The sequence below is a fragment of the Streptomyces chartreusis NRRL 3882 genome, assembly GCF_900236475.1.
Lineage (GTDB): Bacteria > Actinomycetota > Actinomycetes > Streptomycetales > Streptomycetaceae > Streptomyces > Streptomyces chartreusis_D.
The window spans coordinates 6,760,065-6,774,907 of sequence record NZ_LT963352.1; the positions used below are offsets into that span (position 1 = coordinate 6,760,065).

A 14,843-nucleotide genomic window follows, 5' to 3' on the forward strand; every position below is an offset into this window, starting at 1 on the left:
GGGCCGGACCTCAGTCCTCGCCCAGGTACGCCTTGCGCACCGACTCGTCGTGCAGCAGGTCCTGCCCCGTCCCGGAGAGGACGACGTTGCCGACCTCCATGACGTGGCCCTGATCGGCGAGCGAGAGCGCCGCCTGGGCGTTCTGTTCGACGAGCAGGATGGTCGTGCCCTGGGACTTCAGCTCCGAGATCGTCGCCATGATCTTCTGCATCATGATCGGGGAGAGGCCCATGGAGGGCTCGTCGAGCATGAGGAGCTTGGGCCGGGACATCAGGGCGCGGCCCATGGCGAGCATCTGCTGTTCGCCGCCGGAGAGGGTTCCGGCGGCCTGCTTCCTGCGTTCCCCGAGGATGGGGAAGAGGTCGTAGGCGCGCTGGATGTCCTTCTCGATGCCGTCCTTGTCCTTGCGGAGGAACGCGCCGAGCTGGAGGTTCTCCGCGATGGTGAGGCGGGGGAAGATGTGCCGGCCTTCGGGGGAGTGGGCGAGGCCGAGGGCGACGATCTTGTGGGCGGCGACGCCGGTCAGGGGCTTGCCGTCGAAGATGATCTTCCCGGAGGTGGGCTTCAGGAGGCCCGAGAGGGTGCGCAGGGTGGTCGTCTTGCCGGCGCCGTTGGTGCCGATGAGGGTGACGACCTGGCCGGCCTCGACGCTGAAGGAGATGCCTTTGACGGCTTCGATCTTGCCGTAGGAGACCCGGAGGTCCTCGACTTCGAGGAGTGCGGTCACTTGGCTTCTCCCTTGGTGCTGCTGGCGGTGCTGGGCGCGTCGGCGGCGGCTTCGGCCGCGGCCTCGGCTGCTTCGACCTCCGCGGCTTCGGCCTGCCCGGGGTCGCCTTCGAACGGCTCTCCCAGGTAGGCGGCGATGACGCGCTCGTCGGCCTGGACGACTTCGGAGGTGCCCTCGACGAGCTTCTCGCCCTGGACGAGGACGGCGACGCGGTCGCAGAGGTTGAAGACGAAGCGCATGTCGTGCTCGATGAGGAGGACGGCGACGCCCTTGTCGCGGATGGCGAAGACGAGTTCCTCGGTCGCCCGCGTCTCCTGGGGGTTCATGCCCGCCGTCGGCTCGTCGAGCAGGAGCAGGCCGGGTTCGCTGGCCAGCGCCCGGGCGATCTCCAGCTTGCGCTGTTCGCCGTAGGGGAGGTTGCGTGCCAGGTGGTCGCGCTTGTGGTCGAGGCCGATGAACTGGAGGAGTTCCATGGCGCGTTCCTCGCTGGCGCGTTCGGCCTTCTTGAAGCCGGGGCCGCGCAGGAGGGCCGACCACAGCCCCTCCTTCGTCCGCGTGTGGCGGCCGACGAGGACGTTCTCCAGGACCGTCATGTTGGCGAACAGGCGGATGTTCTGGAAGGTCCGGGCGATGCCGGCCTGGGTGACCAGGTGGGGCTTGGGCGGCAGGACGGTGCCCTTGTAGGAGACCGTGCCCTCCGTCGGGACGTAGAGGCCGGTCAGGCAGTTGAAGAACGTCGTCTTGCCGGCGCCGTTGGGGCCGATCAGCCCGACGATCTCGCCGGAGTTGACCGTGAAGTCGACGGAGCGGACGGCGGTGAGGCCGCCGAAGCGCATCGTGACGTCGCGTGCTTCGAGTACAGGTGTGGTCATGATGGTTACGCCCCCGCCTTGGTGACGGCCGGTTCGTCGGTCAGCGTGGTCTGTTTGGGTACGTCGAGTTGGCCGGTCTCGTGGAATTCGAGCTGGCGCCGGCGGTTGGCGATGATGCCTTCGGGACGGAAGCGCATCAGCAGGATGAGCGCGATGCCGAAGGCGAGGAGCGACTTGTCCTGGAGGAACACCAGCTTTTCGGGGAGCAGGTAGAGCAGGGCCGCGCCGAGGAGCGGGCCCGCGACCGTGCCCATGCCGCCGAGGACGACCGCGGCCAGGAGGAACGCGGAGTTGGGTGGGGTGGAGCCGGCGAACTGGTACGGCGTGGGGACCACGCTGTAGGTGACGTGGGCGCTGACGGTGCCGGCGAGGCCGGCGAGGGCGGCGCCGAGGGCGAAGGCGACGAGCTTGACGCGGAAGCCGTTGATGCCCATGGCGGTGGCGGCGGTCTCGTCCTCGCGGATGGCGATCCAGGAGCGGCCGATGCGGGAGTCGGCGGCGCGGGTGTAGACGAGGACGACGATGGCCATGATGAGGACCATCAGCAGGTAGTAGTTGGCGAACCGGCCGAGGGTGAATCCGCCGATGTCGTGGGCCTGGCCGAAGTCGAACCCGAGGAGGTTCAGGTCGGGGATGTTGGCGATGCCGTTGGGGCCGTTGGTGACGTCGGGTCCGGAGTCGCCGTCCATGTTGTTGACGGCGATGCGGAAGATCTCTCCGAAGCCGAGGGTGACGATGGCGAGGTAGTCGCCGCGCAGCCGCAGGGTCGGGGCGCCGATGAGGACGCCGAAGACGAGGGAGGCTGCGGCGCCGGCCAGGGCGGAGGCCCAGAAGGGCAGGTGGACGCCGGAGATGGTGGAGAACTCGGAGCCGGAGACGAGGGCGGCGGTGTAGGCGCCGACGCCGAGGAAGGCGACGTATCCGAGGTCGAGGAGGCCGGCGAGGCCGACGACGATGTTCAGGCCGAGGGCGACCGTCCCGAAGATCAGGATGTTGACGCCGATGTTGGCGTAGTGGTCGTCGGTCTGGGTGAAGGGGAAGGCGATGGCCGCGGCGAAGCCCATGGCGAGGGTGAAGCTGCGGTTGGCCGCGACCAGTGCGGAGAAGCGGTCGAGGAGACCGGCGGTGTGCAGGGCCCACATGGCGAAGACGACGACGAAGAGGTAGCCGACGAAGAGTTCGCCGTACTCGGTGTCGATGCCGTAGGTGAAGACGCCCAGGCCGATGATGGTGACCACGGTGATCAGGGCCCGCTGGATCCAGGGCGCGGTGGCCTGGGCGGCGGTGATGTGGTCGGGCTTGGCGATGTAGGCCTTGAGGGCTTCCTTGGTGCCGTCGGTGCCGGTGCGCTCCTGGGGGAGGGCGAAGGCGCCGAGGACGGGCAGGAGGGAGGCGATGGCCGCGATCCAGCCGCCGGGTTCGAGGTTGACGACGCCGCCGAGTTCGGCGCTGATGGCGATGACCGTGAACCAGGTGACGGCGAAGCCGCCGAGGGCGGTGAGGACGAGCGGTGCGTTGTTGCGGGCGGGCAGCAGCCAGCCCAGGCCGCGGATGCCGTACGAGGCGAGGGCGAACAGGGCGGTGAGGACGCCGGCGGTGAAGGTGAGCCACTGAAGGCCGCCGGGGTAGCCGTTGATGGTGAGGTCGCCGGGGAACTCGTCGGTCCAGGTCCAGGCGAGGAACGCGGAGGCCGCGGTGGCGATGCCGCCGGCGAGCAGGAGGGCGCGGGCGGCCGGCGCGGGCAGCGGTATGAGTCCGCGCAGCGCGGGCGGGGCGGGGACGGCGTCCGGGGCGGGGGTCTTGGTCGTCTCGGTCATGTGATCACGCCCTGTCCGCGACGCGCTCGCCGAGCAGGCCCTGTGGCCGGAACAGGAGCACGAGGATGAGGAGGCAGAAGGCCCACACGTTGGCCCAGCTCTGGCCGCCGAGCTGCGACATGCCGGGGATCTCGTCGATGTAGGCGGAGGCGAGGGTCTCGGCGATGCCGAGGACGACGCCGCCGAGCATGGCGCCGTAGATGTTGCCGATGCCGCCGAGGACGGCCGCGGTGAACGCCTTGAGGCCCATGAGGAAGCCCATGCGGTAGTCGACGTTGCCGTACTTGAGTCCGTAGGCGACGGCCGCGACGGCGGCGAAGAAGCCGCCGATGGCGAAGGCGATGACGATGATGCGGTTGGTGTCGATGCCCATCAGCTGCGCGGTGTCGGGGTCCTGCGCGGTGGCCTGCATGGCGCGGCCGGTGCGGCTGCGGCGCACGAAGAGGGCGAGGGCGGCCATGCAGAGGACGGCGGCCAGGATGAGGAAGATGTCGGCGTCCTTGATGGTGACGGAGCCGATGTCGTGGGTGGCGTCGAGGCCCGGGAAGGCGCGGGCGCGGTCGGCGCCGGGGTAGAAGTTGCGGACGACCTCCTGGAGGGCCAGGGAGAGGCCGATGGCGGTGATGAGGGGTGCCAGGCGTGGTGCTCCGCGCAGTGGCCGGTAGGCGAACCGTTCCGCCCCCACGGCGATGAGGATGGCCACGAGGGCGCCGCCGAGGAGCATCAGAGGTACGGCGAGGACCATCGAGGTGCCGTCGGGGAGGATGTAGAAGTAGACCGTGAGGGCGCCGAACGCGCCGGTCATGAAGATCTCGCCGTGCGCGAAGTTGATGAGCTGGACGATGCCGTACACCATCGTGTAGCCGATGGCGATCAGCCCGTACATCGAGCCTAGAAGCAGCCCGTTGGCCAGCTGCTGCGGCAGGGTGTTCACCGCATGGCCTCCATGTCGCTGGTGGTCGTGTGCACTGGATGCGTGCGTGGTCGCGTGCTGTGTGGGGGTGTGAAAACGGGCCGCGCGGTCGGGGTCCTCCTCCCGCGCGGCCCGTGGGTGCGGCGTTGTGGCGGGCCGGACTACTTCAGGTCGGCCGTGCCCGTCTCGACGTCCTTCCAGGCACCCTTCTCGACCTGGTACACCGTCAGCTGCTTGTTGGTGGTGTCGCCGTACTGGTCGAAGGAGATCTTGCCGGTGAGGCCTTCGAAGTCGGACTTCTGGACTCCGTCGACGACCTTGGAGCGCAGGTCGTTGATGTCGGTGGGCACCTTGCCGCCGTTGGCGTCGGCCGCGGCCTTGACGGCCTTGATGATGGCCGTGGTGGCGTCGTAGGCGTAAGCGCCGTAGGCGCCGTAGTCGCCCTTGTAACCCTTGTCCTTGTACGTCTGGATGAACGTCTTGGCGGCGGGCAGGGTGTCGGCGGGGACGCCGATGGCGGTGGCGAGGTCGCCCTCGGAGGCCTTGCCGGCGGCCTCGATGTAGGTGGAGGCGAACATGCCGTCGCCGCCGAACAGCGGGATCTTGACGCCGGCGTCCTTGAGCTGCTTGGTGATCAGCGCGGACTCGTCGTACTGGCCGCCGTAGTACAGCAGGTCGGCACCGGAGTTCTTGATCTTCGTGACGAGGGAGCCGAAGTCCTTGTCGCCGGTGTTGACGTGGTCGGTGCCCACGACCTTGCCGCCGAGCTTCTTGAACTGCTCGTTGAAGATCTTCGCGAGGCCGGCGCCGTAGGTCTGCTTGTCGTCGACGACGAAGGCCTTCTTCTTCTTGAGGCCGTTGTACGCGTAGCCGGCCGCGAAGCTGCCCTGGAGTTCGTCGGTGGTGGCGGTACGGAAGTACGTCTTGAACGGACGCTTCTTGTCCGTCTGCCAGTTCTTGCCCTGGGTCAGCTCGGGGGCGGTGTTCGCGGGGGAGATCTGGACCATGTTGGCCGAGGCGAAGACCTGCTGCATCGTCTGGGCGACGCCGGAGTTCAGCGGGCCGACGGCGCCGACGGCGGTCTTGTCGCCGGTGAGGCTGGTGGCGTTGGACTGGCCGGTGGCGGGCTGTGCCTTGTCGTCCAGGGCCTTGAGCTTGAATTTCACGCCCGGGACCCAGTTGTTCTTGTTGGCGTCGTCGACGGCGATCTGAGCGCCGTACTGGATGCCGAGGCCGGTGGTGGAGTTCTCACCGGACAGGGGCGCGTCCACGCCGATGGTCAGTGTGGTGGCGGCGCCGCTGTCTCCGCTCTTGTCACCGCTGTCGTCTCGGGAGCCGCAGGCGGTGAGAGTCAGAGCTCCGGTCGTAAGAACGGAGGTAAGAATCACCAAGGAACGCTGTCGCACGATCAGTCCTTTCACAGGCAGGCCCGCCCTGGTCGGGGGGTGAGTGCCGCGCTGGTACCGAACTCCCGATGGAGCGGTGACTGGCCGTGACTCTAAGCCCGGTGTGGAGGCAGGGTCAGCGGCGTGGGGCGGCTTGTGACTTTCTTGTTATGACGTGATGGATGCCCGGCTTCGGTGGAGGACCCTCTCGGCGGGTTTGATGGGCTTTCTCCGAAGTCCGCATTCTGAGAACGTGCACTTCCGGTTGGCCGCGGCTGGGGTCGTGGTGGTTGCCGGGGCACAGGCGGCGCGGGCCGGATGGGAAAGGTCCCCGGAGGAGGCGCGGCCGAGGATGAAACTGCGGTGCCGTATTGCGCGCGCGTTACGGAGCGTTACAGAGAGGAAGGGATCTCCGCGTCCAGGGGGAGTTCCGAGCAAGGGGGAACGGTTATGGCGCCGGTGACGTCATGGGTTTTCGCCGGGGGAAGTTGAGGGTTCGGTGAGGACGAGGTCAAGCCAGGCGGTGGCGTCGGCGGGCCGGTGCGGGGGCGGGGGTGGGGGCGGGTGCCGGCTCGGGCGGCCGGGGCGCCGGCCGGTCGGGCGTGCCGCGTCGGCGCGGACGACGTCCTGACTGCCGCTGGCGTCGTCACACTCGTCTGTTTCCGCGTAACTCTCGTCCGCTTCCGCGGAGTTGACGGTTCCCCGGGCCCGTGCAGCGCAGCGCCCCGCCGCTCCGGGCGGTGCCCGGGGCGGCGGGGCGGTCGGTCGTGCCGGGTGGCCGGTGGCTGGCGGCGCGGGGCTACGGCAGCTTCACGAACGGCGAGAGGAAGGCGCGGGCGCCGGGAGTGTCCAGGCGGTACGTCACGTTGGTCGCGTAGCAGGGGGTGTCGCCGGTGATGGTGGTGGAGGCGAGGATCCTCCGTCCGCCGATGAAGGCGAAGTTGGGGCCGCCGGAGTCGCCGTAGCAGGCGCCTCCGTTGCCCTGCGGCGCGGTCATCGCCAGCCGGGCCCAGGAGTCGTTGAGGGCGTCGAAGGTGACGGGTGCCTTCATGCGGACGCCGCCGCCGGGGTGGGTCTGGCCGCCGGGGCCGTTGACGGCCTCCTGGGTGCCGTAGCCGGCGACGAGCCAGTCGGTGGCGTTCAGCCCCTGCGGGCCGAGTCTGCCGAGCTGGTTCGCCGTGGGCAGGGTGGCCGGGGTGAAGCTCCAGCGGGCCTTGACCTTGGCGGCGGGCAGTTCGATCACCGCGATGTCGTGGGTGTCGGAGGCCGGTCCCGGGTAGCCGGGGTGCGTGTGGGCGGTGCCCGGGACGGCGACGGCGGCGGCCTGCGCGGCCGGGTCGCCCGGGTACTTCTTCGCCGCCGCGTCGAGCCCGGACTGCACGTCCTGGTCCAGGGACACGTAGAACCGCACGTCGTCGGGCCAGTCGGAGGTGCAGTGCGCGGCGGTCAGGAAGGTGTCCGCGTCGATCATGGTGCCGGAGCAGACCCAGTCGACCCGGTCGGGGGTCGCGGGGTCGCCGTCGTTGTCCCAGGTGGCCACGAGCGCGCCGACCTCGGTGCGTTCGGGGGCGGGTGTCGCGTTGTAGGAGTTGATGGCGGAGGACGGCAGCGCGGTGGCGAGCACGGCGGCACCGGCCGCGGCCGTGACGGCGAGGGCACGTACGGAGGTCAAGAGAAACCCTTCTAGGGGTGGGACGGGTCTTCTCCTGTGGGGGTGGAGCGTCAGTGAAGCGCGCGGGGGCGGCCGCGACAAGAGCGCGCCCGCCCCTCCAGGGTTTTCCCTACGTCGGTCAGCTCGGGGCGCGGATGAGCTGCTCGTCGCGCGGGTTCACGTCGCGCAGCAGGCAGGTCAGCCGGGCCGTGCACACCCTTTTGTCGCTTTCGTCCGTGATGACGATTTCGTACGTGGCGGTCGAGCGCCCCCGGTGCACCGGCGTGGCCACGCCGGTGACGAGGCCGGAGCGTACGCCGCGGTGGTGGGTGCAGTTCAGGTCGACGCCCACGGCGATCTTGGAGCTGCCGCCGTGCAGCATCGAGCCGACCGAGCCGAGCGTCTCGGCCAGCACCGCGGAGGCGCCGCCGTGCAGCAGCCCGTAGGGCTGGGTGTTGCCCTCGACCGGCATCGTCCCGACGACCCGGTCCGCCGACGCCTCGACGATCTGGACGCCCATCCGGGTCCCGAGGTGGCCCGCGGAGAACAGGGCCAAGAGGTCCACGCCGAGAGCGGCGTACTCGTCGATGACCTCCTGCGGGAACTTCACATGCTGCTGCTCACCCATGGGGCCCGGTCTCCGTTCGTCCAGATCATGCGGTTACCACTGTGGCTGAGCAAACGCTCAGTCGGTCGCCGATTGTTCCAGACGCACCACGACGGACTTGCTGGCCGGGGTGTTACTGGTGTCCGCCGTGGCATCCAGCGGCACCAGTACGTTGGTCTCCGGGTAGTAGGCGGCGGCGCAGCCCCGGGCCGTCGGGTAGTGCACGACGCGGAACCCGGGCGCCCTGCGCTCCACGCCGTCCTTCCACTCACCGACCAGGTCGACGTACTCGCCGTCCGCCAGCTTCAGGGCCCGCGCGTCCTCGGGGTTGACCAGCACCACGCGGCGGCCGTTCTTGATGCCCCGGTAACGGTCGTCGAGGCCGTAGACCGTGGTGTTGTACTGGTCGTGCGAGCGCAGCGTCTGGAGCAGCAGGCGGCCCTCGGGCAGCTCCGGGTACTCCACGGGCGCGGCGGTGAAGTTGGCCTTGCCGGTGGCCGTGGGGAAGCGCCGCTCGTCACGCGGGGCGTGCGGGAGAGTGAAGCCGCCGGGGCGGGCCACGCGCGCGTTGAAGTCCTCGAAGCCGGGGATCACGCGCGCGATGCGGTCCCGGATCGTCGCGTAGTCCTTCTCGAACTCCTCCCAGGGCGTGGCGCTGTTCTCGCCCAGCACGCGACGGGCCAGGCGGCAGACGATGGCAGTCTCGGACAGCAGGTGCCGGCTCGCGGGCTCCAGCCGGCCCCGGGAGGCGTGCACCATGCCCATCGAGTCCTCGACGGTCACGAACTGCTCGCCGCTGCCCTGGAGGTCCCGCTCGGTGCGGCCGAGGGTCGGGAGGATCAGGGCACGCGCGCCCGTGACCGCGTGCGAGCGGTTCAGCTTCGTCGACACGTGCACGGTCAGCCGGGCCCGCCGCATGGCCGCCTCGGTGACCTCCGTGTCCGGGGAAGCGGAGACGAAGTTGCCGCCCATGGCGAAGAAGACCTTCGCCTCACCGTCGCGCAGGGCGCGGATGGCGCGTACGACGTCGAAGCCGTGCTCGCGCGGCGGGGCGAAGCCGAACTCCTTCTCCAGGGCGTCCAGGAACGCCGGGGCGGGGCGCTCGAAGATGCCCATCGTGCGGTCGCCCTGCACGTTCGAGTGGCCGCGCACCGGGCACACGCCCGCGCCCGGGCGGCCGATGTTGCCACGCAGGAGAAGGAAGTTGACCACTTCCTTGATCGTCGGTACCGAGTGCTTGTGCTGGGTGAGCCCCATCGCCCAGCAGACGATGGTCCGCTCGGAGGCGAGGACCATCCGGAGGGCCTTCTCGATGTCCTCCCGGGTCAGGCCGGTCGCCGCGAGCGTCTCGTCCCAGTCGGCGGCGCGGGCGGCCGCGGCGAACTCCTCGTACCCGTGCGTGTGCTCCCGCACGAACGCCTCGTCGACCGCGCCCTCCGTCTCGACGATCAGCTTGTTGAGGAGACGGAACAGGGCCTGGTCGCCGCCGATGCGGATCTGGAGGAACAGGTCGGTCAGCGCGGCACCCTTGAGCATGCCCTGCGGGGTCTGCGGGTTCTTGAAACGCTCCAGGCCCGCCTCGGGCAGCGGGTTGACGCTGATGATCCTCGCCCCGTTGTCCTTGGCCCTCTCCAGGGCGGACAGCATGCGCGGGTGGTTCGTCCCCGGGTTCTGGCCGGCGACGATGATCAGGTCGGCCTTGTAGAGGTCCTCCAGCAGGACGCTGCCCTTGCCGATGCCGATCGTCTCCGACAGGGCCGAGCCGGACGACTCGTGGCACATGTTCGAGCAGTCGGGCAGGTTGTTCGTGCCGAGCTCGCGGGCGAACAGCTGGTACAGGAACGCGGCCTCGTTGCTGGTGCGGCCCGAGGTGTAGAAGACGGCCTCGTCCGGGGAGCCGAGGGCGGCGATCTCCTCGGCGATGATGTCGAAGGCGCGCTCCCAGGTCACTGGCTCGTAGTGCGTGCCGCCTTCGGGGAGATGGACGGGGTGGGTGAGGCGCCCCTGCTGGCCCAGCCAGTAGCCGCTGCGCCCGGCCAGGTCGGCGACCGGGTGCGCGGCGAAGAACTCGGGCGTGACCCGGCGCAGCGTGGCCTCCTCGGCGACGGCCTTCGCGCCGTTCTCGCAGAACTCCGCCTTGTGCCGGTGCTCCGGCTCCGGCCAGGCACAGCCGGGGCAGTCGAAGCCGTCTTTCTGGTTCACGCTCAGCAGCGTCAGCGCCGTGCGCTTCACACCCATCTGCTGCTGGGCGACCCGCAGCGTGTGCCCGATCGCGGGCAGGCCCGCTGCCGCGTGCTTCGGCCCGGCGACCTGCGGCGCGTCCTGAACCGGATCACTCTTGGGCGGCTTCGTCGCCATCGCACGCTCCTCTTCCACTGCACTGTGAGGTACATCTCCGATCCTCCCACGCGGCGGTGACACCCGGTGGGGGAGGGCTGGGGGCGACGGCCCGCCCCGGCGCATGCGCGGTCGGAGCCGGGGCCGGGGCCGAGTGTCAGTGGGGCGTGGCAGGATCGGGGGCGTGGCAGAGACAGCATCGAAGACGACCGACCAGACCTCCGGCGGCAGCCGCCCGCGACTGATGCTCATGGACGGGCACTCGCTGGCCTACCGAGCGTTCTTCGCGCTGCCCGCGGAGAACTTCACCACCGCGACGGGCCAGCCGACGAACGCGATCTACGGCTTCGCGTCGATGCTGGCCAACACGCTGCGCGACGAGGCGCCCACGCACTTCGCGGTCGCCTTCGACGTCTCCCGCAAGACCTGGCGGTCGCAGGAGTTCACGGAGTACAAGGCGAACCGCTCCAAGACCCCCGACGAGTTCAAGGGCCAGGTCGAGCTGATCTGCGAGCTCCTCGACGCGATGGGCGCCGCCCGCTTCGCGGTCGACGGCTTCGAGGCGGACGACGTCATCGCCACCCTCGCCACACAGGCCGAGGCCGAGGGCTTCGAGGTGCTGATCGTCACCGGCGACCGGGACTCCTTCCAGCTGGTCAGCGAGCACACGACCGTGCTGTACCCGACCAAGGGCGTCTCCGAGCTGACCCGCTTCACCCCCGAGAAGGTCTTCGAGAAGTACGGGTTGACGCCCGCGCAGTACCCGGACTTCGCGGCCCTGCGCGGCGACCCCTCCGACAACCTTCCCGGCATCCCCGGCGTCGGCGAGAAGACCGCCGCGAAGTGGATCAACCAGTTCGGCTCCTTCGCGGAGCTCGTCGAGCGCGTGGACGAGGTCAAGGGCAAGGCCGGGCAGAACCTCCGCGATCACCTGGAGGCCGTCAAGCTCAACCGCCGGCTCACGGAGCTGGAGCGCCGGGTCGAGCTGCCCAAGGGCGTCGCCGAGCTGGAGCGGACCGCGTACGACCGCAAGGCCGTCGCGATGGTCCTGGACACCCTGGAGATCCGCAACCCCTCGCTGCGCGAGCGGCTGTTCGCCGTCGACCCCGGCGCCGAGGAGGCCGAGACCACCCCCATCAGCACGGACGGCGTGCAGCTGGACGGCACGGTGCTCGGCACGGGCGAGCTGGCCGGCTGGCTCACCGAGCACGGCACCCAGCCCCTCGGCGTCGCCACGGTCGACGCCTGGGCGCTGGGCACGGGCTCGGTGGCCGAGGTCGCGCTCGCCGCGCCCGGCGGAGCGGCCGCCTGGTTCGACCCCTCCCAGCTGGACGAGGCCGACGAGACGGCCTTCGCGGCCTGGCTCGCCGACGCCGGGCGGCCCAAGATCTTCCACAACGCCAAGGGCGCCATGCGCGTCTTCGCCGAGCACGGCTGGAGCGTCGAGGGCGTGCGCATGGACACCGCGCTCGCCGCCTACCTGGTCAAGCCCGGCCGCCGCTCCTTCGACCTGGACGCGCTGTCCCTGGAGTACCTGCACCGCGAGCTGGCCCCCGCCGCCGCGGCCGACGGGCAGCTCGCCTTCGGCGCGGACGATGGTGCCGAGGCCGAGGCCCTGATGATCCAGGCCCGCGCCGTCCTCGACCTGGGCGAGGCCTTCGAGAGCCGGCTGGAGGACGTCGGCGCCGCCGACCTGCTGCGCGACATGGAGCTGCCCACGTCCGCGCTGCTCGCCCGCATGGAGCGGCACGGCATCGCCGCCGACCGGCCGCACCTGGAGGCCATGGAGCAGATGTTCGCCGGTGCCGTCCAGCAGGCGGTGAAGGAGGCCCACGCGGCAGCCGGGCACGAGTTCAACCTGGGCTCGCCCAAGCAGCTCCAGGAGGTCCTCTTCGGCGAGCTGGCGCTGCCCAGGACGAAGCGCACGAAGACCGGCTACACCACGGACGCCGACGCCCTCGCCTGGCTCGCCACGCAGACGGACAACGAGCTGCCGGTGATCATGCTCCGCCACCGCGAGCAGGCCAAGCTCCGCGTCACCGTCGAGGGCCTGATCAAGACGATCGCCGCGGACGGCCGGATCCACACCACGTTCAACCAGACGGTCGCCGCCACCGGCCGCCTGTCCTCGACCGACCCGAACCTCCAGAACATCCCCGTCCGCACCGACGAGGGCCGCGCGATCCGCCGGGGCTTCGTCGTCGGCGAGGGCTTCGAGTCCCTGATGACGGCCGACTACAGCCAGATCGAGCTGCGCGTGATGGCCCACCTCTCCGAGGACGAGGGCCTGATCGAGGCGTTCACCTCCGGCGAGGACCTGCACACCACGGCCGCCTCCCAGGTCTTCGCGGTCGAGCCGGACGCCGTGGACGCCGAGATGCGCCGCAAGATCAAGGCCATGTCGTACGGCCTTGCCTACGGTCTCTCGGCCTTCGGCCTCTCCCAGCAGCTGAACATCGAGGCGGCGGAGGCCCGTGCCCTGATGGACGCCTACTTCGAGCGGTTCGGCGGCGTGCGGGACTATCTGCGCCGTGCGGTCGACGAGGCCCGGGCGACGGGCTACACGGCGACGCTCTTCGGACGCCGCCGCTACCTCCCCGACCTCAACAGCGACAACCGCCAGCGCCGCGAGGCGGCCGAGCGGATGGCCCTCAACGCGCCCATCCAGGGCACGGCGGCCGACATCGTCAAGATCGCCATGCTCAAGGTGGACAGCGCGCTGAAGGACGCCGGGCTCGCCTCCCGCATGCTGCTCCAGGTCCACGACGAAATCGTGCTGGAGATCGCCCCCGGGGAGCGGGCCGCCGCCGAGGAGCTCGTCCGCCGCGAGATGGCGAACGCCGTCCACCTCCGCGTCCCCCTGGGCGTCTCGGTGGGCGCGGGCCCGGACTGGGAGTCGGCGGCGCACTAGTTGGGAGCGCTGCGCGCCGCTCCGGAGCGGCGCGCCGAGCAGCTCCGGAGGAGACGAGGCGGGGTGCCGTCGGCCGAGCCGGAGCCGGCGCACCCCCGTCGGCCCGCCACCCCGGCCCCGCGGAACCCCGCGGAAACCATCACTCGCGTGGCCCCCGAGAAAGGGCCCCCGCCCCCGGCGGTCGGAAAGATGCGGGCATGGGTATACGCACGTTCCTCCGTCGCAGGGCCCCAGGCGTGGCACCCCCGCCGGTCCCGCCCTTCGCGGCCGCCGCGAGCACGGTCCGCGTCCCCGCCACCCTCACCGCGGTCCTGCGCCACACGACGGCGGGCCTCCGGCGGCGCCTGGCCGACCGCTGGCGGCCGGCCGATCCCACGCGCGCCGCCGAGGTGCCCGCCGCGACCGGTCGCACCGGCGCCGTCGACGTGACGGCCGTCCCGGGTCTCACCGGCGCCGGCGACGTGTCCGCCGTCCTCGGGCACACCGGGGGCACAGCCCCTGCCGTCCGGCACCCAGGCGGTGCCGACCGCGCCGGCAGGACCGGCCGCCCTTGGGCGGACCTGGCCCGCAGCTACCTGACGCTCGTCCTCACCCTGCTCCCACGGCCCCGCCCTGCGCACACCACCATCACGGTGTACATCACGACGACCGAGCCCCTCAGTGAGCGGCCGACCGGCTCGGCTCCGCGTCATCGACGCGGCCAGGACCGCCCGGGGCCGGGCCCGGAGCCGGACGCCACGCCCTGACGCCCACGGCGTACAGCAGCAGCGCCGGGACGAGCCCCGCGCCCGCCCCGAAGCACACCGTCGGAATGATCTCCCACGGTTTCGCGCTCGAACCCCAGTAGGCCCACCACCGCGACGCCCGCTGCACCGCCCCCACCAGCGCGAGGCCGCCGATCACCGCACCGGCCAGCCACCGGTCCCGTACCGACAGCGCCGGGACCCCCACCGGCTCGCGCTCCGGCGCCCGCCGCACGGCCTGCGCCACGAACACGGCGATCACGACAGCGGCCACCGCCGAACCGCCGTACTGCAAGTACCAGTACAGCGGTGAACCCGCCACCTCCCGGCCCAGCACCGGGAACAGCCGCATCCCCCACCGGTCGAGGTGCGTGAACGCGTCCCACACCACGTGTGTCAGCGCGCCGAGCACCGCGGACACGTACCACCGCAGCACCAGGGACGGCCGCACACGCGCGCGTGGCGCCCCGCACCGCACCAGCGTGGAGACCCGCCCCTGCCGGGCCCGCGGCAGCAGCGCCACCAGCGGTTCGCGCACCACCAGCCACAGCCCCACCAGCGCCCAGGCGATGAGCACATCGACCGTGAACACACCCGGGAACGAGTGCGTGACGTCACCGAACTCCATCGCCCCGGACACCGCACTCGCCGCGTAATAGGTCATGTCGGGCGCGAAGGAACCCGCCACGAGCACGGCGGGCACCAGCGGGCCCCGGCCGGTTCCGTCGGCGCGTACGGCGGGCAGTACGGCTGCCGCGTGGCTCAGCGTGAACGGCAACTCGGCTCCTCGTGACGGTCGTTGCCAGGGCGATCGGAGCGCCCAGTATGCGGGATGCCGAACACCGGCCGACCACCGCGCTCACCGCATGACCAACCGGTG

11 protein-coding genes are annotated in these 14,843 nt (G+C 70.8%); 2 read left to right on the forward strand and 9 right to left on the reverse strand.

What is annotated here, in order from left to right:
- Positions 1 to 10: 10 nt before the first annotated feature.
- From SCNRRL3882_RS30550 to SCNRRL3882_RS30585, 8 genes are all read right to left on the reverse strand, one after another.
- Positions 11 to 727, reverse strand: a complete 717-nt coding sequence (locus SCNRRL3882_RS30550) for an ABC transporter ATP-binding protein (protein ID WP_010039517.1) — start codon at positions 725 to 727, stop codon at positions 11 to 13.
- Entirely contained in the window at positions 724 to 1,599 is an 876-nt protein-coding gene (locus SCNRRL3882_RS30555) for an ABC transporter ATP-binding protein (protein WP_029181140.1), read from the reverse strand. Before SCNRRL3882_RS30555 ends, SCNRRL3882_RS30550 begins: the two co-directional genes overlap by 4 nt.
- Before the next feature lie 5 nt (positions 1,600 to 1,604).
- A complete protein-coding gene (locus SCNRRL3882_RS30560) occupies positions 1,605 to 3,416 on the reverse strand; it encodes a branched-chain amino acid ABC transporter permease (RefSeq protein WP_010039521.1) in 1,812 nt (603 codons plus the stop codon).
- A gap of 4 nt (positions 3,417 to 3,420) precedes the next feature.
- Positions 3,421 to 4,350 (reverse strand): branched-chain amino acid ABC transporter permease, encoded by a 930-nt coding sequence (locus SCNRRL3882_RS30565; protein ID WP_010039523.1) that lies wholly within the window; start codon positions 4,348 to 4,350, stop codon positions 3,421 to 3,423.
- Between the two features lie 140 nt (positions 4,351 to 4,490).
- Positions 4,491 to 5,720, reverse strand: a complete 1,230-nt coding sequence (locus SCNRRL3882_RS30570; RefSeq protein ID WP_010039525.1) for a branched-chain amino acid ABC transporter substrate-binding protein — start codon at positions 5,718 to 5,720, stop codon at positions 4,491 to 4,493.
- 793 nt (positions 5,721 to 6,513) lie between these two features.
- On the reverse strand, positions 6,514 to 7,386 hold the full coding sequence (locus SCNRRL3882_RS30575; protein ID WP_010039527.1) for a trypsin-like serine protease: 873 nt from the start codon (positions 7,384 to 7,386) through the stop codon (positions 6,514 to 6,516).
- Positions 7,387 to 7,504: 118 nt separating this feature from the next.
- Entirely contained in the window at positions 7,505 to 7,993 is a 489-nt protein-coding gene (locus SCNRRL3882_RS30580; RefSeq protein ID WP_010039530.1) for a PaaI family thioesterase, read from the reverse strand.
- A gap of 57 nt (positions 7,994 to 8,050) precedes the next feature.
- Complete coding sequence (locus SCNRRL3882_RS30585; protein WP_010039532.1) at positions 8,051 to 10,330, reverse strand: FdhF/YdeP family oxidoreductase; 2,280 nt, start codon at positions 10,328 to 10,330, stop codon at positions 8,051 to 8,053.
- Between the two features lie 163 nt (positions 10,331 to 10,493).
- Between SCNRRL3882_RS30585 and polA the strand changes: the two genes are divergently transcribed.
- Positions 10,494 to 13,220 (forward strand): DNA polymerase I, encoded by a 2,727-nt coding sequence (polA, locus tag SCNRRL3882_RS30590; protein ID WP_010039534.1) that lies wholly within the window; start codon positions 10,494 to 10,496, stop codon positions 13,218 to 13,220.
- Between the two features lie 197 nt (positions 13,221 to 13,417).
- The gene (locus tag SCNRRL3882_RS30595; protein ID WP_078602822.1) at positions 13,418 to 13,966 is read left to right on the forward strand and encodes a hypothetical protein; all 549 of its coding nucleotides are present in this window, start codon (positions 13,418 to 13,420) and stop codon (positions 13,964 to 13,966) included.
- Here the strand turns inward: SCNRRL3882_RS30595 and SCNRRL3882_RS30600 are convergent.
- Positions 13,878 to 14,741 carry a DUF4184 family protein gene (locus SCNRRL3882_RS30600; protein WP_010039537.1) on the reverse strand — a complete coding sequence of 288 codons (864 nt, stop codon included), beginning with the start codon at positions 14,739 to 14,741 and terminating at the stop codon, positions 13,878 to 13,880. The genes SCNRRL3882_RS30595 and SCNRRL3882_RS30600 overlap by 89 nt on opposite strands.
- Positions 14,742 to 14,843: the final 102 nt, after the last annotated feature.

Bases quoted from the DNA above. Each gene is read 5' to 3' on its own strand.
- SCNRRL3882_RS30585 (WP_010039532.1), bottom strand. From the start codon at position 10,330: ATGGCGACGAAGCCGCCCAAGAGTGATCCGGTTCAGGACGCGCCGCAG.
- SCNRRL3882_RS30580 (WP_010039530.1), bottom strand. From the start codon at position 7,993: ATGGGTGAGCAGCAGCATGTGAAGTTCCCGCAGGAGGTCATCGACGAG.
- SCNRRL3882_RS30555 (WP_029181140.1), bottom strand. From the start codon at position 1,599: ATGACCACACCTGTACTCGAAGCACGCGACGTCACGATGCGCTTCGGC.
- SCNRRL3882_RS30560 (WP_010039521.1), bottom strand. From the start codon at position 3,416: ATGACCGAGACGACCAAGACCCCCGCCCCGGACGCCGTCCCCGCCCCG.
- SCNRRL3882_RS30595 (WP_078602822.1), top strand. From the start codon at position 13,418: ATGGGTATACGCACGTTCCTCCGTCGCAGGGCCCCAGGCGTGGCACCC.